18 protein-coding genes are annotated in these 23,264 nt (G+C 63.5%); 10 read left to right on the forward strand and 8 right to left on the reverse strand.

Annotation, left to right across the window (positions count from 1 at the left end):
- The first annotated feature begins 4 nt into the window (after nt 1–4).
- Genes AC1DE1_RS02795 through AC1DE1_RS02820 form a run of 6 tightly spaced genes read left to right on the forward strand, consistent with a single transcriptional unit; the run spans nt 5 to nt 7,183 of the window.
- Complete coding sequence (locus AC1DE1_RS02795; RefSeq protein WP_441603191.1) at nt 5–1,135, forward strand: glycosyltransferase family 2 protein; 1,131 nt, start codon at nt 5–7, stop codon at nt 1,133–1,135.
- On the forward strand, nt 1,129–2,235 hold the full coding sequence (locus AC1DE1_RS02800) for a polysaccharide deacetylase family protein (RefSeq protein ID WP_441603190.1): 1,107 nt from the start codon (nt 1,129–1,131) through the stop codon (nt 2,233–2,235). Before AC1DE1_RS02795 ends, AC1DE1_RS02800 begins: the two co-directional genes overlap by 7 nt.
- Complete coding sequence (locus AC1DE1_RS02805; protein WP_477175748.1) at nt 2,223–3,488, forward strand: O-antigen ligase family protein; 1,266 nt, start codon at nt 2,223–2,225, stop codon at nt 3,486–3,488. The genes AC1DE1_RS02800 and AC1DE1_RS02805 overlap by 13 nt, the downstream gene beginning before the upstream one ends.
- Before the next feature lie 46 nt (nt 3,489–3,534).
- The gene (locus AC1DE1_RS02810; RefSeq protein ID WP_477175749.1) at nt 3,535–4,893 is read left to right on the forward strand and encodes a phenylacetate--CoA ligase family protein; all 1,359 of its coding nucleotides are present in this window, start codon (nt 3,535–3,537) and stop codon (nt 4,891–4,893) included.
- Nucleotides 4,890–6,005: a GT4 family glycosyltransferase PelF gene (gene pelF, locus AC1DE1_RS02815; RefSeq protein ID WP_477175750.1), complete on the forward strand. Its 1,116-nt coding sequence runs from the start codon at nt 4,890–4,892 to the stop codon at nt 6,003–6,005. Before AC1DE1_RS02810 ends, pelF begins: the two co-directional genes overlap by 4 nt.
- A complete protein-coding gene (locus AC1DE1_RS02820; RefSeq protein WP_477175751.1) occupies nt 6,002–7,183 on the forward strand; it encodes a glycosyltransferase family 4 protein in 1,182 nt (393 codons plus the stop codon). Before pelF ends, AC1DE1_RS02820 begins: the two co-directional genes overlap by 4 nt.
- Before the next feature lie 755 nt (nt 7,184–7,938).
- Here the strand turns inward: AC1DE1_RS02820 and AC1DE1_RS02825 are convergent.
- Entirely contained in the window at nt 7,939–10,038 is a 2,100-nt protein-coding gene (locus tag AC1DE1_RS02825; protein WP_477175752.1) for an NAD-dependent epimerase/dehydratase family protein, read from the reverse strand.
- Complete coding sequence (locus tag AC1DE1_RS02830; RefSeq protein WP_477175753.1) at nt 10,035–11,225, reverse strand: glycosyltransferase; 1,191 nt, start codon at nt 11,223–11,225, stop codon at nt 10,035–10,037. Before AC1DE1_RS02830 ends, AC1DE1_RS02825 begins: the two co-directional genes overlap by 4 nt.
- Nucleotides 11,226–11,664: 439 nt before the next feature.
- Here AC1DE1_RS02830 and AC1DE1_RS02835 point away from each other — a divergent pair, with 439 nt between their 5' ends.
- The 4 genes from AC1DE1_RS02835 to AC1DE1_RS02850 all read left to right on the forward strand — a co-directional run bounded on the left by AC1DE1_RS02835 (nt 11,665) and on the right by AC1DE1_RS02850 (nt 15,309).
- Complete coding sequence (locus tag AC1DE1_RS02835) at nt 11,665–12,297, forward strand: polysaccharide deacetylase family protein (protein WP_441603183.1); 633 nt, start codon at nt 11,665–11,667, stop codon at nt 12,295–12,297.
- Nucleotides 12,298–12,363: 66 nt separating this feature from the next.
- Nucleotides 12,364–13,608: a hypothetical protein gene (locus tag AC1DE1_RS02840; RefSeq protein ID WP_441603182.1), complete on the forward strand. Its 1,245-nt coding sequence runs from the start codon at nt 12,364–12,366 to the stop codon at nt 13,606–13,608.
- Nucleotides 13,609–13,615: 7 nt separating this feature from the next.
- A complete protein-coding gene (locus tag AC1DE1_RS02845; RefSeq protein ID WP_441603181.1) occupies nt 13,616–14,560 on the forward strand; it encodes a methyltransferase domain-containing protein in 945 nt (314 codons plus the stop codon).
- The gene (locus AC1DE1_RS02850) at nt 14,557–15,309 is read left to right on the forward strand and encodes a glycosyltransferase family 2 protein (protein ID WP_477175754.1); all 753 of its coding nucleotides are present in this window, start codon (nt 14,557–14,559) and stop codon (nt 15,307–15,309) included. Before AC1DE1_RS02845 ends, AC1DE1_RS02850 begins: the two co-directional genes overlap by 4 nt.
- Before the next feature lie 593 nt (nt 15,310–15,902).
- Here the strand turns inward: AC1DE1_RS02850 and AC1DE1_RS02855 are convergent.
- The 6 genes from AC1DE1_RS02855 to AC1DE1_RS02880 form a co-directional block, all read right to left on the reverse strand.
- The gene (locus tag AC1DE1_RS02855) at nt 15,903–17,447 is read right to left on the reverse strand and encodes an oligosaccharide flippase family protein (RefSeq protein WP_477175755.1); all 1,545 of its coding nucleotides are present in this window, start codon (nt 17,445–17,447) and stop codon (nt 15,903–15,905) included.
- A gap of 46 nt (nt 17,448–17,493) precedes the next feature.
- Nucleotides 17,494–19,173 carry a hypothetical protein gene (locus AC1DE1_RS02860; protein WP_477175756.1) on the reverse strand — a complete coding sequence of 560 codons (1,680 nt, stop codon included), beginning with the start codon at nt 19,171–19,173 and terminating at the stop codon, nt 17,494–17,496.
- A gap of 68 nt (nt 19,174–19,241) precedes the next feature.
- On the reverse strand, nt 19,242–20,246 hold the full coding sequence (gene galE / locus AC1DE1_RS02865; protein WP_441603177.1) for a UDP-glucose 4-epimerase GalE: 1,005 nt from the start codon (nt 20,244–20,246) through the stop codon (nt 19,242–19,244).
- Between the two features lie 2 nt (nt 20,247–20,248).
- Nucleotides 20,249–21,070 (reverse strand): alpha/beta hydrolase family protein, encoded by an 822-nt coding sequence (locus AC1DE1_RS02870; protein WP_477175757.1) that lies wholly within the window; start codon nt 21,068–21,070, stop codon nt 20,249–20,251.
- A complete protein-coding gene (locus tag AC1DE1_RS02875) occupies nt 21,070–21,843 on the reverse strand; it encodes a serine aminopeptidase domain-containing protein (protein WP_441603175.1) in 774 nt (257 codons plus the stop codon). The genes AC1DE1_RS02870 and AC1DE1_RS02875 overlap by 1 nt, the downstream gene beginning before the upstream one ends.
- Nucleotides 21,840–23,186, reverse strand: a complete 1,347-nt coding sequence (locus AC1DE1_RS02880; RefSeq protein WP_477175758.1) for an outer membrane beta-barrel protein — start codon at nt 23,184–23,186, stop codon at nt 21,840–21,842. Before AC1DE1_RS02880 ends, AC1DE1_RS02875 begins: the two co-directional genes overlap by 4 nt.
- Nucleotides 23,187–23,264: the final 78 nt, after the last annotated feature.

Consider the following 23,264-nt stretch of genomic DNA (forward strand, 5'->3'; position numbering starts at 1 on the left):
CGAGGTGACGACGATCGCAATCTTCATCTGTACAGCCAGTTTCTGGCTGCTGCTCTACATCTTCGCCGGCTACCCGCTGATCATGTGGCTGTGGGGCAAGCTGGCCCAACGCCCCGTGCGCAAGCAACCCATCCTGCCCACGGTATCCATCGTGATCGTGGTGCGCGACGGCGTGCGGCATATCCGGGCCAAGCTGAAGAACCTGCGCGCGCTCGACTATCCGCCGGAATACATCGAAATCATCGTGGCCTGCGACGGCTGCAAGGACCGCACCGCCGCGCTCGTGCGCCATGCCCATGATGCCCGCGTGCGAGTCCTGGAATTCCCCGTGTCGCGGGGCAAGGCCCTATGTCTCAACGATGCCGTGTCCACGGCACGCGGCGAAGTGCTGCTGATGACCGACGTGCAGCACAAGCTGTCGCCGCTCGCCCTGCGCGAACTGGTGAGCAATCTCGGCGATCCGCGCGTGGGCGCGGTCAGCGGCAGCCTGGAGCTGGAAAACGTCAGTAGCACCTTTGCGCGAGGGGTGAGCGCCTATTGGCACTACGAGAAGTTCATCCGCCACGCGGAAAGCCGTTGCGGATCGTCCATCGGCGTATGCGCGGCGCTGTATGCCGTGCGCAGCGAGCTGTTCAAGCCGCTGCCGCCGGACACCCTGCTGGACGACGTGCTGATACCGATGGATGTCGCCGCCTCCGGCCGCCGGGTGGTGTTCGAACCGCGTGCCGTGGTCTGGGGCGAAACCGCTCAACTGCCGCTGGACGAGCAGCCGCGCCGGATGCGCGCCATGGTGGGCTGCTTCCAGCTCGCCGACGTGGCGCCATGGCTGCTTTCACCGGCACGCAATCCGCTGTGGTTCCAGTTCGTGAGCCACAAGCTGCTGCGCCTGCTGGCGCCGTGGCTGCTCCTCTCGCTCCTGCTTTCGACGGCCTATCTCGCACGTCACCACATGGCGTATGGCGCTCTGCTGGTGGTTCTGCTGTTGTGTATGGGCCTGGTGCCGATTGAGCGGGCCCGTCCGCATGCCGGACGCTGGCTGCCCGTGCAACTGGTGGTCGCCTTCTTCTATCTCAATCTATACGCCGCGCAGGCCTCCATCGCCTACGCGCGGAGCCGGGGGGAACATTTATGGTGAGCCCAACTTCGAACGAAGCGCGCACCGTCGGCATCCGCGAACGCCTCGGTGAGCTCTGCTACAACACCGGCCTGCTGAGTCCGCTGCAAAAGATGCGCGCCTTGTGGCAGAAGGACCTGCGCATCCTCGCCTATCACCGCGTGATGCCGGTGCCCGATCCGGATCAGTACGAGTTCGACATGGAGCTGATCAGCACCACGCCGGAGGAATTCCGCGAGCAGATGCAGCTGGTCAAGGAACGCTATCGGCCCATGCGCCTAACCGATGTGGCCGCCGCGATCCAGGCCGGTGATGCGCTGCCGCCGGACGCCGTGGTGATCACCTTCGACGACGGCTACGACGACAACTACCGCATCGTCTACCCCATCCTCAAGGAATTGGGCGTCCCCGCGACTTTCTTCATTTCGACCGGCCACATCGACAGCGGCCGGCCGTACGCCTATGACTGGCTCGTCCACATGATCCTGTTGGCGAAGACAGATCGGCTGACCTTGCCGGAACTGGGCATGGACGTACCCATGCCGGCGACGCGCGCCGAACGCCGCGAACTCGCCGGCAACGTGCTCGACCATATGAAAGAGATCAGCGCGATCGAACAGGCGGCCATGATCCGTCGCCTCGAACGCGAGTGGCAGATGCCGTCCGACCATGCCTATCCCGCCGACTGCCGCCCGATGAACTGGGACCAGCTGCGTGAAATGCGCGCGGCAGGTCTGGAAATCGGCTCGCATGGCGTCAATCACTGGATGCTCTCCAAGCTGCCGCGCGAGGAGCTCGAACGCGAAGTGTTCGACTCGCGCAACGCGCTGCTGCGCGAACTGGGGCCGATGTCTTTGCTGATGTCCTACCCGGTGGGCAGCAACCGGGCGTTTGACCAGCAGGTGATCGAAGTGACCCGCGACGCGGGTTTCGACCTGGCCTGCAGCTATATCAGCGGCACCAACCTGCAGCCGGCGGCCAATCGTTACTCGCTCAATCGCATCGCGGTGGAGCGCTACTACGGCAAGGCGTGGTTCGCCGCGTTGCTCACCTTGCCCGGCCTTATCGGCTACCCGACACCCGCTCATCTGGCCACGACCGACGAATCATGTTCCCACTGATCCTCTTCTACGTCGTACTCACCATCGTCCGACCGCAGGAATACATTCCCGCGTTGATCGGCCTGCCGGTGCTGCCGGTGGTGTTGGTGTTGGCGTTTGCCGCGTGGCTGGCGTCCGGACTGCGCACGGCGCGTGCACCGCAGTACGGGATTCTGCTGGCCTTCTTCGTGGTGTTGATGGTATCGGAGGTCGCCAACGGCTGGCTCGGCGGGGTGAAGGAAGAGATGGGCAAGTTCGGCCCCATCGTGCTGACTTTTTTCATGATTGCAGCGGCATGCACTACCCAGCGCCGCATCCTCATCCTGATGGCGGTGATGGTGTTGTGCTCTACCTTGCTCGCGCTGCACAGCATCGGTCAGGCCCACAGCGGCGTCGGCTGGACCGGCATCCCCATCGGCGAGGATGGGCGCGTCCAGTACGTGGGCATTTTCAACGACCCCAATGACCTGGGCATGCTGTTCGTTTCCGTGTTCCCCATGGCCAGCCTGCTGTACAAGCGCGCCGGCTTCATCGGCAAGCTGTGCTGGCTGGCCTGCATTCTCACGCTGCTGTACGGCGTCTACCTGACCAATTCCCGCGGCGCCATGCTCGGCGTGCTGGTCGTGATCGGTGCCTACATCTGGTATCGCCGCGGCCTCGTGGTTGCCGGCGTCCTCGGCGCGCTGGGCCTGGCGGCGATGAAGATGCTGTCCTCGCGCATGCAGGAACTCGATGCCGGCGAAGAATCCGCCAACGGCCGCGTGGACGCGTGGTACGAAGGTCTGCAGATGTTCAAGGAGCACCCGATCTTCGGCGTGGGTCCGGGCAATTTCACCGACTACAACCATCTCACCGCGCACAACTCGTTCGTGCTGGTGCTGGCGGAAACTGGTTTCGTGGGCTACCTGCTGTGGCTGGCGCTGATCGGCTACAGCTTCTGGATGATGGCGGCCGTACTGCGCCTGAAGCCAGACGCCGCCGCCGAGCCCGAGCGATACGCGGCATGGAGCGCTGAACGGCCGATGGCGCTGACCCTGCTGCTTTCGCTGTGCGGCATGTTCGTATGCGCGTTCTTCCTCAGCCGCAGCTACATGATCGTGCTGTACGTGGTGCTGGCCATCGTCACCGGTTTCTATCTCGGCGCCCGTCAACGCGTCGAAGGCCTGCCTGCCTTCAGCATGAGCGAAAGCGGCGTGCGCTGGATTCCCGCCGCGGTCGGCAGCATCGCTGGCCTGTTCGTCCTGGTGAGCATCCTGCTGAGGACGACGGGATGACTACTACACGTTCGATGTCCAAGCACGGATCGATGGAGTGTTCGCCATGAGTGGTTGGTACGAGCAGGCTTTCCGCCGCGTGCTCTATCCTGCGTATGAGAGCGGCCTTCGCCGCCGCAGCACGCTGTCCTGGCTGGCGTCTTACGAGCGCGATCAGTGGTACTCGCCCGAGGCGATTGCCGAACTGCAGTTGCGGCGACTGAAGACGCTGATCGAACATTGCCATCGCGAGGTGCCCTACTACCGGCAGCGTTGGCGCGAACTCGGCATCCAGCCGGACGACATCCGCAATCTGCAGGACTATGCGCAATTGCCGGTGCTGACCAAGGCCGACATCCGCGAAAATTTCAAGGACCTGCAGGCCTCTTCCTGGCGCGACCGACTGCTGTTCAAGCGCACCGGCGGCTCCACCGGCGAACCGCTGGAGCTGGGCTACACGCGCGAGAGCTACGACAGGCGCATCGCCGTCATGTGGCGCGGCTACGGTTGGGCCGGTTCGCGACCGGGACGTCGCACCATGTATTTGTGGGCGGGCGCGGTCGGTACGCCGGGGCGCGCGCATCAGCTCAAGGACAATATCTACAACGCGGTGTTTGCCCGGCGCGTACTCAACAGTTTCGAGATGACGGAATCCAATCTGGCCTCCTATGCCGATGCGATCGACCAATACCGGCCGTCGATCCTGGTGGGCTATGTCAACCCGCTGGCGCAATTGGCGCAATGGATGGTCGAGACGGGGCGCAAGGTGCATCGTCCCGACGCGGTGATCGGCGCTGCCGAAGCGCTGCATCCGCACCAGCGCGAGACGATACGGCAGGCCTTTGGCAGCCCTGTCTTCAACACCTACGGCTGCCGCGAATTCATGCTGATCGCCTCCGAATGCGGCCATCACCATGGCCTGCACGTGAATGCCGATCACCTGGTGGTGGAGCTGCTTGATGGCGACGGCCAGCCAACCGCGCACGGCCCGGGCGAAGTGGCCATCACCGATCTTTCCAACTACGGCATGCCGTTCATTCGTTACGTCAACGGCGATCTGGCCACGGCGTCGGATGTACGCAGTTGCCCCTGCGGTCGCGGGCTGCCGCTGCTTGAGCGCGTCGACGGACGGGTGCTGGACGCGATTCGAACGCCGGACGGGCGCATCCTTCCCGGCGAGTTCTTTCCGCATATGCTCAAGGACGTGCCGGGCCTGTCGCGCTTCCAGCTGGTGCAGCGGCAACTGGACCGCCTTGAACTTTCCATTGTGCGCAGCGGGGAGTTCAACGATGCCTCGCTCGCCTATATCCAGCGCGAGACTGCCAAGGTACTGGGCGACAGCGTGGTGCTGGACTACCGTTTCGTCGATGACATTCCTTTGACCCGCAGCGGCAAGCGTCGCGTGACATTGTCGGAACTGGCATGAATATCACGCACGTGGTTGAAAACCTCAATCGCGGCGGCCTCGAGCGCATGGTGCTCGACCTGGTCCAGTTGCAGCAGCGGCAAGGCCATCAGTGCCAGGTGGTATGCCTGTACGACACCGGAGCGCTCGCGCACGAGCTCGATGCGGCGGGCATACCCGTGGTGGCCTGCCGCAAGGGACGCGGCATTGATCTGCGCGCGCTTGCCCGCGCCCGCTGGGCGATCGATCGCCACGATACCGATGTTTTGCACACGCATAACGCGGTGGCGCACTACCAGGCCGTACTCGCCTCTTGCGGTCTCGATGTGCTGCGCATACTCAATACGCGCCACGGCATGGGCGCGGGCCAGCGTACCGGCCGCAAGGAGTGGCTTTATCGCCGGGCGCTGGCCCGCACCGACCTGGTGGTCACCGTTTGCGAAGCCGCGCGACGCAGCGGCGTCTCGCGCGGCATGTTGCCCAAGGCGATGACGCGCGTGGTGCCCAATGGCATCGCTGTTGATCGCTTCACTCCCGCATCGCGCGCCATGCGGCAGCACGTGCTTCACCTTCTGGGCCTGGACGACAGCGCCTTTCTTATCGGCAACGTCGGCCGGCTGAACTGGACCAAGGACCAGAGCGGGCTGATACGCGCCTTCCGGCAGGTGCACGAGCAGCATCCGCACGCCGTGCTGCTGCTGATCGGCGACGGCGAACTGCGCGCCCAGCTCCAGGCGTGCGCAGCGACGCAAGGCGTTCGCGACGCCGTGCATTTTCTCGGCGATCGCAACGACGTGCGCGACCTGTTGCAGGGCCTGGACCTGTTTGTGCTGTCCTCGGCCAGCGAAGGTTATTCCATGGCGCTGCTGGAGGCCTGCGCAGTAGCGCTGCCCATCGTTGCCACCGATGTCGGCGGCAACGGCGAGATCATCCAGAGCGGTCGCACGGGCCAACTGGTGCCTCCCGGTGACGCCGACGCACTGTCCGAGGCCATCCTGCTGCTGTTGCGCGAGCCGCATCGCGCCGCCGCGTACGGACGGGCGGCACGCAGCTGGGTCGAGCAGTACGGATCGCTGGAAGCCATGTCCGAGCGCTACGAGCGCCTGTACCAGGCCGTGGAGTACACGGCGTGAGCCTGAAGATACTCGTACTGACCAACTTGTTCCCCTCGCCGTGGGACCCCTTGCGAAGTCCGTTCAACCGGCAACAGTTCGAACGGCTTGGCCAACATCATGACGTGGACGTGATCACGGCCGTGGACTTTCGCGAGCGCTTCGGCCGCAAACGCCAGCCGTTTCGCGTGAACCACGTCAACAGCGAGCAGTTCGTGTTCTTCTATCCGCCGGTGATCGGCCGCCCGCTGCATGCCGCATGCTGGCTGGCCTCGCTGCTGGCGCAGAAATGGCGGCGCCTGCGTCGCGTCCCTTACGACTGCATGTTGCTGAGCTGGGCCTATCCGGATGCGGCGGCGGCGAGCTGGGTGGCTCGGCATCTGGGCATTCCCTACGTGGTCAAGGTGCACGGCACGGATCTCAACGTGAAGGCCGAGCAAGGCTTGATCCGCCCGCAGATCCGCCAGGCCTTGCGCGGTGCGCAGGCCGTCGTGGCAGTAAGCCAGGCGCTGGCGGACAAGGCGGTTGCGCTGGGTGTGGATCCGTCCCGGGTGCACGTGCTGTACAACGGCGTCGAACCCAATCTCTTTACGCCAGGCTCGCTCAGTGATGCGCGCAGCAGGTTGTCGCTGCCGCAGGACGAACGCATTTTGCTCTACGTGGGCAACCTCAAGGACAGCAAGGGCTGCCTCGACTTGCTCGAGGCATTTCCACGCGTACTGGCCATGCATCCGGACGCGAACCTGATGTTCGTCGGCTCCGGCCCGAGTCGCGAGCCGCTACTGCAGCGCGCCGCCGCCCTGGGTTGCCAGGAGCGCGTGCGCCTCGTCGGCGCTGTCGAGCACGACGCGCTCGGCGACTGGTTCCGCGCCGCCGACCTGCTGTGCCTGCCCAGCCATAACGAAGGCGTGCCCAACGTCGTGCTCGAAGCGATGGCCTGCGGCACACCTGTGGTCGCCACCCGCGTCGGCGGCATCCCCGAAGTATTGCCGGATCACGCGGGCATGCTGGTGGATGTGCATGATCGGATTGGTCTGGAGGGGGCGCTGGTGGATGCGCTTGGAAAAGCCTGGGACACGCCGCTTATCGCTGCCCATGCGAGTCGATTTCGCTGGGATGAGAACGTCCAGCAATTGGGTGGCATCCTTGAGGCGGCGGCGATGAGTCGTACGGGAGAGGTGAAGTATTCGGCGTCGTGAGTGCCTCGGTGTTTTACCGCCGCGCTTTCGCCAGCTCGCTCGCCTGTCATGGGCATCCGTCATCTCGCCGGAGGCCGGGTCACCTTCCCTCGCTTAAACGCCCAGCCTTGCCGAGCTGATGTTTTGTAGGAGCGCACTTGTGCGCGACCAGCCTGCGGAGCGGTACACCTAAGCGCTGCGGTCGCGCACAAGTGCGCTCCTACAAGGATCTCGCAGGCCCGTACCGGTCGGCTCTTTGTGGGAGCGCACCCTGTGCGCGACAAACCTACGGAGCGATACACCGCAGCGTGGCTGTCGCGCACAGGGTGCGCTCCCACAGACAAGCGGGCGCGGCATGTGGATGTAGCGATGCCCCGCTTTAAGTCCTCAGCGATTCGGGCGCGTTGCGCAGCGCTTTGAAGTACCCGCTGTGTACCCTCGGAGGTTGTCCCATCAGACGCACCTCGAGCGTTCGGGCTTATCCCAACACGATGCTGCGGGCGTTATCAGGCCATTCTCTTTGGGTTACTTTCGACGCGAAGCTAGTCCCGTGGGATCTCTTGGGCCAGCAATAGAAAAGTGACTCGAGCGTCGGCAGCCGATCGAAACGCCCGCCGCGTCCCACTGGGACTAGCTTCGCGTCGCAGGCGGCACCCTGGCGATATCCCTGCAACCCAGAACCGAAGCTCTCGATGATCAGCCCCGCTGTTGAAGAGCGCTTCCCGCCTGCACTGGAATAACAGGCGAATGTTGAATGCGCCACCCGCCCCCAACCGCTACTTATCCGACACCTGCGCCAACTCCTCCCCCACCACCTCATCCCCAAACATCACATCCAGCCCCCTGCGCAAACCCACCCGCGGCTCCCAACCCAACACCTCCCGCGCCGCCCGCTGATCAAAATTTGCCAATGGTCGCAACGACCTCACCCGATAGCGCGTGAGCGGCACATTCCGATGCAACAATTTACCGAGGCCTTCCACACCCACCGCCAGCATGAGCAACAAACCGGTCGGCCAGCGCATAAGCCGCAGTCCCTTGCCGCGCTTGCGACGCACGCGATCGAGATATTCGCCCTGCGTCACGATCGCCGGATCGACCACATGAATCACCTGCCCCTGCGCCGCCGTCACATGCGCCGCGAGCAACAACGCATCCACCACGTCGTCCACATAAACGAGCGGCAGCGTCTGCGACGGCGAACCAACCGCAATCCATCGACCGGCGATGGCCAGGGTTCCGTTGGGCGTGGTGTTCTCCGATCCCGGCCCCACGATCTGGCCGGGCCGAATGATCACGGCAGGAAGACCGTGATCGCGCATGGCCTCGCGAACCAGCGTCTCAGCCGCCAACTTCGTCTGCGTGTAACTACCGCGCCAATCGGGATGGGGTTCAAGCGTCGATCCTTCATGGATCGCCACGGCGGGATCGCGCCCCGCGTGGTCGAGCACGCTCATCGAACTGACGTACACGAGCTTTTGCGTCGCGTGCTTCACGCAGGCGCTGACGATATTGCGGGTACCCCACACCGTGCCGGCCTCAAAATCGCGCGGGCCACCACCCATCGCTGCACCCACGTGATAGACCGTGCGTACGCCCTGCACCGCATGTTCCACGATGCGCGGATCGCCCAGGTCGCCCACCACCACTTGCTCGGCCAGCGCCGCAAGACGCGGGTCCGGCCGGCGTACCAGGACGCGCACTCGCTGGCCGTTGCGCCGGAGTGCACTCAGCAGGTTGCGCCCAAGAAAGCCTGACGCCCCCGTCACCAGGGCATCGACCGGTTCGAGCGCGACATATCGCGCTTCCAGCTCCTGCCTGCGCTCGTCATCGGCGCGGCGGCATGCCGCTTCCATCAGGGCAATGGGGCGACGGCCGTCCTCCGCGCTCACCGGCGGCGCCTTGCCATCACGCAATGCCTGGGCGAATGCCTGGGCGCCCGCCTGGATGCCAGGCGACGGCCGCAGCCGACCGGTGGCAAAACGAAGCACATTCCACGGTATGCGGAACACATCGCGCACCGCGCCAAAAAACGCGCCCATGACGATGCCGATGAATTTCGGTCCCGGCAACACGCGGCGTACATGACACACCTGCAGGAAGCGATCGATCTCGATCACGCCGCCGGTGCCCTGCACCACGATGCGGTTGATCATCGGGCGGATATTCCACGAGAGCATGATGCGTCCGGTACCGGCCGCACCCTCTGCCGTGGCCTGCCACTCATCGAGCTTCAGCGTGGTGGATCTGCCAGTGCAGCGATATCGGATATCGGGTTGCGCAAGCTCGCCGAGAAAAGCTTCCAGTGTGTACAAGCCATGCACGCCAAGATCGCGGAACGGATAAGAACCCTGCGCCACCATCCCTGGCAGCGGGCCTCCACCATAGGGCGGATAATCGGAGCTGCGCCATACGTCCACCGCCACCAGCTCGCCGCAGGCGCCGGCGTCAACCAGCGCCTTGGCACGCATCACCATCGGGTCGAACAGGTCCGAGTGATCGACCGAGAGCACCAAGCCCTTTTCGCGCGCCTTGGCGATCATGGCGTCGCACTCGGCCACCGAATCGGCCATCGGCTTCTCCACGAAGACATGGCAACCCATGTCGAGCGCGCGCAAGGTCAACGGGCAATGACTGGACGGTGGCGTCAGCACATAGATGGCATGCGGGCGAATTTCGCCGAGCTCGGCAAGATCAGAAGACACCCGCTCGATGCCGAACGCCTGGGCAAGCTTGCGCGCAGCGTCCACATCGAGATCGCAGATGCCGACGATCTGGACATAGTCCAGTCGCTGCAGCGCCTCGATGTGATAGCGCGCCACGTAGCCCGCGCCCACAATGCCGATGCGCAGACGGTTGTCGACAGAAAAATTCATCCAGGCACCCGACGGTCGGCCAATGTCATATCCGCCGTGGCCAGCGACATGGCGACCTCGCGCAGCACGTCCTCCACACGGCGATCCCAGGTTTGATCAGCCACCGAGGCCATGCGCTCGGCAGCGCCCTTCAGCGGTCCATCGGCCAGGACCTGGTCGAGACCGGCCAGAAAATCCTCATGGCCTTCAGCGATGCGCACCACGGACGCAAATCGCGCAATCTCCGGATTGCTCACCGCAACGATGGGCTTGCCGGTGGCGAGATATTCGCGCAGCTTCAGCGGATTGGCATTTTCCACCTGGCGATTGCGCCGATACGGAATGATCGCAGCGTCGAACGCCTTGGCCCATCCGGGCAAGCTGCCATACGGCTGCGCGCCGGCGAGCACTACGTTCGGCAGTGCCTCCAGTTCGGGCACCTTGATCGCGGCATAGCCCACCAGCAGGAAGGTCCATTGCGGCCGTGAACTTGCCAGCCAGGCGATCAGCTCCACGTCGATCCATTCGTGGATCGAACCGAAATAACCCACGACGGGGCCCTTCAGTTCGCGTGCCAGGGCAGGAACCTCCGTCGCCGGGTCGGCTGCGCGTGCAAACAGCTTGGTGTCCACGCCGTGCGGGGAGTAGCGCGTTTGAGGGTTCTGCGCCTGCTTGATTGCCAGCAAGGCAGGAGGTGCCACGAAGACGATGTCCGCGCGCTGGGTTAGCGCCAGGTCGCTGGCAGCGATCACTTCGGCGTCTACGCCAGGGTGAGCGGCATAGTCGTCGATGCAGTAATAGACACAGAAGTTTTCGCCCAGGCGTCGCGCGAGAAAGCCCGGATGAGGCGTCACGAACCATGAGATGCGACGCCTTGTGCCAAGCACACGCATGGCGCGTCGCAGCGCCCACTGGCTGAACAGGCGGTTGAACAAGGGCACGCCGGGAAGGCGCCGGAACGGCAGCTGCGGAACCGTGCAATGCCAGAAATTGGTGTCCACGCGTTGCGGCGACCGAAAGGCTTCGCGCAGTTTTCGAAATGCCCGGCGCAGGTCGCGTCCGCTGGCCTGCGGCGCGCGCATGCCCGGGGAATCCACGTATAGCACCGGCATGTGCGCGGCCAGACGCGTGGCAACGTGATGGCTGCTGGTACGGTTTTCCGCCCACCAGTCGTTGCCGAAATAGACCACGCCGTAGTGCTCTAGCATGCCAGCTCCCGCGTGAGGGCCGGGCGTACATCCATCATGACCTGTCCCCTGTCCAGGTTGATCACCCCAAGTGAAGAGCGGCGCATCGAAGGTGAACGCCGCCGGGTAGGCACAGACACCTGCTACGCCCACTGTTCGACACAAGCAGCCTAACCCAATGCCGATGACCCTCCCATCCGTCGAATTGCCAAGGCAACTGGAGCGAAAAGCCTTGTTTCAAGCCATTTCCGCGCAATCACGCGTGGTCGGACCGTGGCCTATCGGCCGTTCGCCATAGCCTGTCGGTGGCATGCCCCATTGACTATGTGCCCGATGGATATCAAAGCCCATTGGCGACAAAGTGGAGCCTGGCAGGACGGCGCCCGATGGCAGCCCAGGCCGCTGATCGACGCCCTTGCGGCGCTCGCCCATTCACATCCTTTCCGTGCGAACTGTCGTCATGACGCTCCGACCGAAAAAGATGCAATTGCTGCAATGGATACCGCATGCCGTGGTATTCACGCGCGCGCCTGGCGCCGACAAGGCCCTCTATCTCACCTTTGACGATGGACCCAATCCCGACCACACGCCGGCCCTGCTGGAACTGCTGCGCAGGCATGGCGTCAAGGCCACGTTCTTCCTGATCGGGCGCGAAGCGGAACGCTATCCGCAACTGGTGGAGCGTATCGTCGAAGAAGGACATGCGCTGGGCAACCACTCCTATAGCCACCCGATGTTCGACGCGCTGACCCACACCGAGCAATGGGTGGAAGTGGAGCGCACGGACCAGGTGCTGTCCCATTTCGACGGGCTCATTCATCACGGCTTTCGTCCGCCGCGCGGCGTATTCTCGCTCTTGCTGACGCTGCGCTTTGCCCTCAGCAAGCGCAAGCTCGCCTACTGGTCGTACGACACGCTCGACTATCAAGGCCGCGAGCCGGAAGAACTCGCCGCACGCCTGCGCGCACAACCGCCGCGCGCAGGTGACGTCATGTTGATGCATGACGACAGCGACTGCTCGCGCCGCATGCTGGAACAGCTGCTGCCCGAATGGGAGCAACACGGTTTCACCTTTCGCGCGCTGCCTGCATGACGCTGGGCAGCGCACCATGCGGAACGCGCCTGCCATGGCGCGGCGACCGCTGACAGGGGATGTGAGATGAGCCTAGCACTGGGCCTGGCGTTGCTGATCTTGGCGGTGCTCGCCGCCGTCTTCTGCATCGTGGCGTGGATGGCCATACGTTCGCGCAACATGCAGGTGTGGCTGGGCAGCTATCTGCGCCGCCGGCCGCGACCCGCCGTGACTGGGCCCACCCACGTCATGTTCTGCTTCGTCGATCACTACGAACCGGCCTGGGGTCGTGTGGATCTGGACACCCAGCGTGCCCGCGTCGACCGCTGGCACAGCGGCTATCCGGCCATGGCATCGCGCCATCGCGACGCCGATGGACGCCCGCCCCAGCACACTTTCTTCTATCCCGAAGAAGAGTACCTGCCCGAACACCTGGACAAGATCGCCGAACTCTGCGCCAACGGCTATGGCGAGATCGAAATTCACCTGCACCATGACAACGACACGCCGGAAAACTTCTGCGCCACCATCTCGCGCTTCAACGAGCTGCTGCATGCGCGGCACGGGGCGCTGTCGCGTGATCCACACACGGGCCAGCTGCGCTTTGGCTTCATCCATGGCAACTGGTCACTGGACAACTCACGCGCGGACGGTCGCTGGTGCGGGCTCAACAATGAGCTGATCCTGTTGCGCGAACTGGGCTGCTACGCCGATTTCACCCTGCCCTCCGCACCCAGCGAAACCCAGACACGCGCCATCAATTCGATCTACTACGCCACCGATGATCCCTGCCGACCGAAATCCCACAACACCGGGATGCCGGTTCGTGTCGACGGCACGCCGACGGGCGACCTGATGATCGTACAAGGCCCGCTGGGGCTGGACTGGAAGCGCCGCCGCAAGCTGATCATGCCGCGCATCGAGAACGCCGATGTGCGCCACAGCTGCCCGCCGACGCCCGAACGTGTCGATGCCTGGGTGCGCACGGGCATTCACGTGGAGGGTCGCCCGGAATGGATCTTCATCAAGATCCACACGCATGGCACCCAGGAACGTGACATGGAGACGCTGCTGGGCGCCCCCATGCACGCCATGCACGAACATCTGGAGTCGGCGTACAACGACGGGCAGCGCTACGTGCTGCACTACGTCACCTCGCGCGAGATGTACAACATCATCAAGGCCGCCGAGGCAGGCATGCAAGGCAACCCGGCGCGCTACCGCGATTTTGAACTACCCCCGCCACCGGGCGTCACCCGGTGGACATCCCCGGCGTCATCGCCCGATCAGCGCGCCACCGCAGCGATGGTCGACGTTCCCGGCATGGAGTAACCACGATATGCATTGGCGAGCCAAAGGCGTGCTGCAGAAAGTGCTGGGACATGTGCCTGGCGGCGAGCGCGCGCATTACGAGCTGCAGCGCCGGTTCGGCGGCCTGCGCGGCTTCACCCGCGAATTCGACATCAAGATGGATGATTGGCGCCTGATGGCCGGCCACCTGCGCGAAGCCGGTGTTCCCATTGCCGGCGCGCGGCTGTTCGAAATCGGCAGCGGCTGGTATCCCACCTTCCCGTTCGCCTGCTATCTCGGCGGGGCAAGACAAGTGATCACGGTCGACCTGAACCGGCATATCAAGCTGGATCTGGTCAGGGAATGCGCCAGCCATCTGGCCCGCCACACCGCCTTGATCGCCGAAGCCTGCGATGTGCCCGAGCACGTTGTTCAACAGCGTCAGCAGATTCTGGTGGCGCGCCTGGAGCTGAGCGATGACGTGACTGCAGCCACCAACGGCGTGGTGGTCTACGAGGCGCCGGCGGATGCCTCGCGTACGAGCCTCGGCTCACAGCAGCTCGACTGCGTCTTCTCCAACAGCGTGCTGGAGCACGTCGCTCCCGAGGCAGTGGATGGCATCTTCCGCGAAGCTCTGCGCATCCTGGCGCCCGGCGGCATCATGTTCCATTCGGTGAACTGCGGCGATCACTATGCTTATGTCGACCGCAAGATCAACCAGCTCAACTATCTGAAGTACTCCGATAGCCAATGGCGCCGCTGGGACAACGCCTTCCTCTACCAGAACCGCATGCGCGCGCACGAGTTCGTCGACCGGGCCAAGGCGGTGGGTTTCGACATCGTGCTCAACACCGAGTGCGCGCGTGAAACGCGCCTCGCCCAGTTGGCGGCCATGCAGGTCCACGCCCAGTTCGCGCACATTCCACCGGAGCGTCTTTGCGTGACCTCGATTGACTTCATTGGCCGCAAGCACGCGGCAGAAGCACGTCCATGAGCAGCACCCTGGTCAGCGTGGTGATGCCCGCTTACAACGCGCAGAACTATATACGCGGCGCGGTTGCCTCGGTGCTGTCGCAGACCTATGCCTCATGGGAGCTGGTCATCGTGGACGACTGTTCCACCGACGAGACACCCGCGCTGCTGGACTCGCTCGCCGAAGTAGACGATCGCGTTCGCGTGATCCACGCCAGGGAAAACGCAGGCGTGGCAGCGGCACGCAACGTCGCCATTGCAGCGGCACGCGGCAGCCATATCGCATTTCTTGACAGCGACGACGGCTGGCATCCGCGCAAGCTGGAGTGGCAGATGGAGCATATGGAGGAGACGCGTGCACGCGTGTCATTCACGGCTTATGACCGCGTCACCGATCAAGGCCACCTGCTCTCCTGCGTCAGACCACCCGCCACCGTCAGCTATGAGCAGATGCTGCGCAGCAACCATATCGGCAACCTTACCGGCCTCTACGACCGCAGCCTGGGCGACGCGGCATTTCGCAAGGTAGGTCACGAGGACTACGTGTTCTGGCTGGAGATGGTGCGCCGCGCCGGCTCCGCTTCATGCGTCCCCGGCGACCAGCCCCTCGCCTATTACTGCGTGCGCGACGGCTCCGTCTCCGCCGACAAATGGCGCGCCGCCTGCTGGCAGTGGCGCATCTACCGCGACATCGCCCACCTCAGCTGGCTCTCCTCATCCCAATATATGTGCCACTACGCGTGGCAGGCGATGAGGAAAAGGATGGCGTGACGGCCGCCGATGCACGATATCGGAAACGCCGCCGCGCCCTCACCCCAAGGCCAAAATCCCCTTGTAGGAGCGCACTCGTGCGCGACCACCTGACGGAGCGGTACACCCCAGCGCCGCGGTCGCGCACAAGTGCGCTCCTACAAGGGAGGACGCAGGTCTGTGGATGGCGGATCAATCTTGCCGGTCGGCTTTTTGTGGGAGCGCACCCTGTGCGCGACAAACCTACGGAGCGGTACACCCCAGCGTGGCTGTCGCGCACAGGGTGCGCTCCCAGCGCTTTGAAGTACCCGCTGTGTACCCTCGGAGGTTGTCCCATAACGACGCGCATCGAGCGTTCTGGCTTATCCCAACACAATGCTGCCGGCGTTATCAGGCCATTTTCTTTGGGTTACTTTCGACGCGAAGCTAGTCCCGTGGGATCTTTTGGGCCAGCAAAAGAAAGGTGACTCGAGCGGCGGCAGCCGCTCGAAACGCCCGCCGCGCAGGCGGCACGCTGGCGACATCGCCACAATCGAGTGGATAGTCACCGGATCTCTGTCTGCCAGGAATGGCGGACTGAAAATCGACCCGCGCAGCGATGACAAGCTAGAACCCTACGGTGCCCTAGGCACCGGCCCCTGCAACATCCCCAACACCCTCTTCGCCACCCGCCCCACCGGCCCCAACTTATCCGAAATCATCCCCATCAACCGGAAATCCTCTTCACTCCAGTAACGCACCAGGAAACTGGCCGGCAAAAACACTGCCACAAACGTGATCGCCCCCGTGATGAAAGCAAAGTGCCCCGGCGTCACCGCCGCCACCAACCATCCCGCTCCCGTGGCCACCAACCCCACGACAAACAGCTTCAGCATCGGTGCGATCGGCAACCCGGCACTGGCCACACGCCGGATATAAAACGTGCAGATCGCCAGCTCAGCCAGACGCGTGCCCGCATAGCAAAGCACCGCGCCCAGCAGACCAAAGTGCGGAATCAGGCTGAACCCAAGGATCACGTTGATGATCAACGCCGACCCGGAGATGCGCAGGCGGTCCCCCTGCCGATCCGTCACCACCTGGAAGGCGGCGATGCTGTTGGTGATCAGCAACAGCCCCGCCAATACCAGGGTGACCTCGATCGCAGGAATCGCATCGATGTACTTGTTGCCGTACATCAGCGTCACCAACCCCGGCGTGGTGACAAAACCCAGCCCCGCAATCATCAGACCGGTGGCCCAATAGAATCGCGTCGCCTCCGACAGCACGCGGGTTGCGTGCGATTGTCCACTCTGGCCAAAGGCGCGCGCCATGTAGGGCAGCAGTGTCGAGGTAAGTCCCACTGAGAACAGCTCCACCGCGCCGCGCGTCAAGGTGCCCGCAATGGCGAAGAAGCCCACCGCCGTGGAATTGGCATAGGTGTTGAGCAGAAAGACTTCGATCGTGTTGGTCTTCAGCGCAATCAACAGGATCAGCACCGCGGTAAGCCGCAAGTGGCGCGTCAGGCGCTTGGACATTTCATCGGGCACGTCGCCCGGGCCAAACGGCAGGCAGTAATGGCGATACGCCATGCGGTTGATCAGGTTCAGCGTCAGGCAGGAGACCGCAAAGATCCCGACGAAGGCGAGCAGGCCTGCGTGGAACCAGGTGGCAAGCCCCACCAGGGCCAGCATGATGACGCCCGAGATCACCGTGGCGATGGACACCGGCTCGAAATGCTCCTGCCCTTTCGATATGGCCACCAGCAGGCTGTAATTGGCCTTGGCCACCACGCCGATAGCCACGAGTACCGTGATCGGCAAGATGAAGCCCGCCCATTCCTGCGGGCGGATGATCGCGACACCGGCGAAAAACAGCGCAATCACAACCGCGCAACTCCACATCTGATTGCGCATCAGGCGATAGGAGATATGCGAGGCGACCTCGGGCAGCTCCGCACCGTAGGCCTCGGCGATGAATTTGGTCGAAGAAGTCGTCAATGCGTGATTGCTGCAAGTCATCAACCAGCCGCACAGCCACACCGTGAACGCATAGCGGCCAAAGTCCGCCGGCCCCAGCGCGCGCGCAATCCACACGCTGATGAACAGGCCCAGCGCGTATTCCACATAGGTGGAAGCCGACACCAGCGCCATGCTGCGAAGTGCTGCCATACGACGATTCATCTAAACCTGCCCCTGCTGATACCTTGCCATTCGTCCCATCCAAGCCCTAGGGCGTTGTGTGCGCCGCCAGCGGCGAGTTCGATCCGCTGCCCGGCGGCTGCTGCAGCAACCACATCGCCACGCCACTGCCGCGGTTGTTCCAGTTGAAGCGACGCACCGTCTCGCCAATCTGCGCGCACTCGGTGTTGTAGGAGGAGGCCAGTGCGTCGAGACGACGCTTCAGCGCATCGCTTTGCGCCGGATCGCGCTCGAAGTAATAGGCTGCCGCCACCGGCATCACCAGCTCGACGTTGTGCGAGTCGCTGTACCAGCCGTCGGAATCCTCGATCTCGGCCAGCTTGCTGCGACTGGCGCCCGAGGATGCCCAGTACCAGGCGATCTGCCCTTTCTCACCGGAGCACGGATTGCGCCACTCGTGACCCTGCACGATGGTGTTCACGTCGATCCAGCCGTAGCGCTCCAGGTAACGCCCAAAGGCCGTGATCATGTCCGGGATGCGGTGGTCGCCCGTGACAAGCCAGGTGTGCCAGAGGCCATCGATGATGTTCTCGCTCATCCACGGCGAGGACCCGCGCACATCGTGTTGCGGGTTCCAGGAATCGTCTTCGTGCAGGTTCCAGCTGTTGCGCCACGAGCCGTCGACGCCGAGTTTGTCCGGGTTGCTGCGCTGATGGTCATAGAGCCAGCCCACGCGTTCGCGCGCATGGGCGAGATAGCGAGTCTCGCCAGTCAGTTCATAGGCGTTAATGGTGGCCAGCAGGCCCAGACCCGCCAAGCGCTCGGTGAAGCGCTCGCCGGGATTCGTATATGGTCCCGGCGTGCCGCTCCAGCCGCCGTGTTGCCACAGGATGACCATCTTGTCGACGGTCTCCCTATCGTGTTCGCTATCGTCGCCGGTGAGCGCCAGAGCCAGCAGGATGGGCTCGACGTAGACGTATTTCACGTCGCACGGCTCCTTACCCATGGTCCAGCCGCCCCCACAGAACGGACTGAACGGCATGCCATCCCTCTTGATGTACTTCATGTAGAAGTGATAGCTCTGATCGGCGGCTTGCAGGTAATCAAAGCGGCCCGTTCGCACATAGGCCTTGAACAACGTGCTGGGGCGATCGAACAGCCACGCGGTGTGATCGTCGGTCGGCAGCTTCTTCGCCCAATCGAATTGGGTGGACACGTAGTTGGCGTAGGCCTCGCCCTTGGTGGCAGGCGTCTGCGGGCCGGCAATCAGCGACGCACAAAGCCACGCCGGTTCCAGTGTTGCGAGAGCGGCAGCCACACGCACGCCTTGCCCATCCGTCACCAGTTCCTGCGCATACGGCCAGCCGGGCGCGTCGCGGGTACGCGGCTTGCTGATCGAGAAATAATAGGTGCCCTCACCCTTGGTTAGTTGGGCATGAAACTGGGCGCGTACCGCCCGAATGCTGCGATCGCGCGCATACCAGAGCAGGGTCGCGTCCACGTGCGATGGCACTTCGTTGCCCGCCGCATCGAGTATGCGCAGCTGCTGCACATCGCGTAGCGTCGATGGCGGAAAAGGAATGCCTACGGAGACTCGAACCTCTGGCCCGTCGCCCACGTTCTGATGCACCACGATGCGTTGCGCAGCTGCACTATCGGCAGGTGCTGCAACAGCGGGCGCTTCAGTAGTCTTGGTGGGCGCGCCATGCGACTTGTGCGTATGCCCCGCCGACCAGCATGTCATCGGCAGCAGCAGGGCGAGCCACACTAATGAAGTTGCACCGCGCCTACGTCCCCGTATCGGGCGGGAAACCAACGCGGGCGCGCTTCCCGTCATCACGCCACCGACGACAATGGCGCAGGCTTGCTTACCAGCTTGCGTTCCCACAACAGGGCTGTGCGCACGATGAAATCGAGATCGTCGTATTGGGGTTGCCAGTCCAGCACCTGCTTGAGCCGGTCGCTGCAGGCGATCAGCATCCCAAGATCGCCGGCGCGCCGCGGCAGCTCGACGATATTGAGCGGGTGACCATCCACCCTCGCCACCGAATCGAGCACCTCGCGCACGCTATAGCCATGGCCATAGCCACAATTGAGCTTGAGGGAATCGCCACCTTCGCGAAGATAATCGAGCGCGCGCAGATGGGCCGTGGCCAGGTCTTCCACGTGGATATAGTCGCGAATGCCGGTGCCGTCGGGCGTGTCGTAGTCCGTGCCGTAGATGGCGAGCGATGCACGCTTGCCCACCGCATGCTCGCACGCCGCCTTGATCAGCAAAGTCGCCGACGGCGCCGAATGACCGATGCGCCCCTTGGGATCGCATCCGGCCACATTGAAGTAGCGCAGGATCACATGACGCATCTGCCCGGTCGCGCAGTGGTCGCAGAGCATCATCTCCGACATCAGCTTGGAGCGACCGTACGGATTGGCGGGCTGGGTCGGCGTATCTTCATCGGCGACGCCATGCTCGGTCAGGCCGTACACGGCTGCCGTGGACGAGAAAATGAACTTGTCGACACCCGAATCCGCACAGGCCGCCAGCAGGTTGCGCGTATTGCAGGTGTTGTTGCCGTAGTACTTGAGCGGATCGCTCACCGATTCGGGCACAACGGTGTGAGCCGCAAAGTGCAGCACGGCATCGATGCCGTGATGCTGCAGCACCGAGGCCACCAGCGCGGTATCGCCCACATTGCCCACCACCAGCTCGGCACCCTGCACGGCCTCGCGATAACCCGAGCTCAGGTTGTCGATCACCACCACATGCTCGCCACGTGACGTCAGCTGCTGGACGACATGACTCCCGATATAGCCGGCGCCGCCGGTGACGAGTACTTTGTGCATGATCACGTGCCTGGTCGTGTGACGGGGAAATGGCGACCCATCCACTGCGCGACGTGCTCGAGCAGCTGCTGGCGGTCACCGCTGAGTACGTAGGTGTGGTCCGCTTGCTTGAAATAATTGACGCTCACGCCCGGGTGATCGGCCAGCCGGCCAAAACACTCGCGGAACTGGCGGACGTGGTTGAAGTAACGCGCCACGCCGCCGCTGTAGATGAAATCGAGCTTGAGTCCACGCTGGAGCATGTCGGCGAGCTGCGCGCGCACGACCCTCGGCGGCAACGGCTCGACCACGAAGGCCGGCTCGGCGGGACGCTGCGCCACTGCCACGCCACGACGCGCCAATCGCTGGCGCCACACCGACAGGCTCAACAGGCGCGGCAGGTAATGACGCACGCGCTGCCCCAGCGTGCGATGTCCATAGCCATCGAGGAAAAACGCACCCGCCACGCGTTCGTCGGCAAACGCCGTCGAATGCGCGTTCTGCGCGCCGGAACAAAGTCCGAACAATACAAAGCGCGTGCACCCCGACTGCTGCTTCAGCAGTTCCATCGCGTCGCGTACATCGGCAACCACCTGTTCGGGACGCGACAGGCGCTGCCCGCTGGCGCCGCTGTCACCGATGGTGGACAGATCAAAACGCAGCGTGGGGTAACCCAAGGCGTTGAGTCGCCGCGCCAGCTCCACATGGAGGCGGAACGGGCCCACGCGATGCACCATGCCGGCATTGAGAAAAATCACGCCAACGCCCTGGTCGATCAGCGCGGGCAAACCGACCACGCCAACCAGATGCCTGGCGCCACCAAAGCGGAAGGCCTGCTCGTGCATCAGGCCATCTCCTTCAGGTGGCGCTTGGCCGCCTCCAGCAAAGGATGTGAAAGTATCGCCAGCTCAAGGCTGTCGACATCGTCCCAGCGCGGCGAAACCTCGACCGCGGTGCACTTGCCGGCATAACGCTCATCCAGTTGCGATGCGTCATCGGATACGGATGAGGCAAGCCAGGCCGAGGCGATACCCGGGTCCAGCAAGCGCAGATCCATCAGTTGCCCGCGCAGGCGATCGCTGGTCTCAAAGCCCGGCCATTGCGTACTGACGTCGAGCTCCGGTCGCGCATATTCGAATCGGTTCAGATCGACCTTCAGGGATTCCTGCATGTGGTCGTACTGACGTACCAGGGCTGCGCCATCGGTAATCACGTCCCACGCAACGACACCGTCCAGTCGCGCCGCCTGGGCCGCCGCGAGCGCCGCATTGGCGCCAAGACGCGCGCCAAATGCCAGCACACGCCCGCCGCCGTGGCGCATGCGCAACTCCGTGGCGGCTGTCACCACGTCAGCGAGGCAACGCGTCCATTCAAAGGCGCGGCTCTCACCCGCCGAATCGCCGGTCCCGAAGTAGTCGAAGCGCAATACCGGAAATCCTGCCTCGGCCAAGCCATGGGCCAACTGGCGATACAGTCGGTGGCAGCGGATCTGCTCGACGCCAAACGGCGGACATAGCAACACCGCCGCGCGCATGCCGGCGGCGGGATGATAGAAGCCGAACAGCTCCCTTCCGGGGCCGAAGTAAAACGGCAGTTCGGCTTCGATGCGCGCTTTCATCGGTGATAAACCAGCGACACGAGAAATTCGTTCTCGTGGTAGCTCTGCTGCACGGCCGTGCTGTTGCGCAACTGGCGGGTATAGGCAGCGCGCCAGCTCCAGCGCTGAGTGAACTGGTGGCTCAGCGCAAGACCGAAACGCGTGGTCTTGTCGGTACGGATGATGTTGGTGTAATCGAGATGCTGGTAGTTGCCGAACGCCGACAGAAACAACGTGGGCCGCAGTTTGTACTCCACGCTGATGGCGCCGCTCTTCTCTTTCTGATTGAACTCGGTGTCATTCAGATAGGTCAGTTTTCGATAGAGAGGCTGCACGGTGATGGACAAGCGATCGCCGCGATAGCTGTAGGTGCCCTCGAGGCTTTGGTCCAGGTACACCTCCGAGTCCACCACCATAGTGCCGGTGTTGATGCCGCCGCGGGTCGGGTCGTTGATCAGATCCAGCGGGTTGGTCGGCACATTGGTCATGCTGTCGACGATGGTCTGGCCCGGCTGCAACAACATGTCCTGGGCCGCATCGGAGTACTCGTAGCGGCCGGTAAGGCTGAAGCTGTTGTCCACGCTCGGCCGCCAGCCCACGGTGACGTTGGCCAAGGGCTTGGACGCGCTGGGAGCATGGGTGAAGTCGATGTATGCCCACCCCAGCGACGCATCCACGTCAAAATCGCGCAGCGTGTGCACGTAGTGCGCATAGAACTCGTTGCGGGTGTAGTCGGGGCCGGCGTCGTTGTTCTTCAGATCGACGCGCTGTGACTCCACGTTCAACGACACCTGGGTCGTGGGATTCACGTCGCGAATCACGCGGAACGCGCCCAGCCCGCGCGACGAATCGAAATCGTCCACCTTCGAGGCATAGCTGTTGAGATACTTCAGCTCAGCCTGGCCGCGGGTGGAGCCGTTGAACTGGAAATGCAGGATCGGTCCCAACGACAGCACGTTGGTCTGCTGTTCGTTATTGGGCGAATTGCTGGCCAGCGTGTCGACCGGCTGGACGCCCGCATCGTCCTCGATGGAAAAATCCAATCGCTGCGGTATCACCGACCAGTTGGCCTGCGCGCCCAACGTGCCCAGCACTTGGCTGTCGAAATTCTTGTTGCTGTAATCGAGGTATTCCACCGTACCGACTACGTTCGCCTGGAGCGTGGAACCCACCTGTCGATAGGCAAAGTTGACGCCCGGAACGAACACATTGGTGCTTTGGGGGTTCTCCGTGGACAGGGCGATGTTGTCGCTGTGTTCCACGCTACCGAACACCGAATACGCGAAGTCGCCTGCCCATGACGTGCCAGGCACAACGACGAGCGCGATCATGGTGGCGCGGGCGAGCCTGTTGTAAGCCGGCATATCCATTCCTCTGACCGTTACCCCTTGAGGCGCCGTCCCACCCTGTGGCGGCGCCTCCTTCCCTATCCTTCATTCCTG

This window comes from Dyella sp. 05T440 (assembly GCF_056395965.1).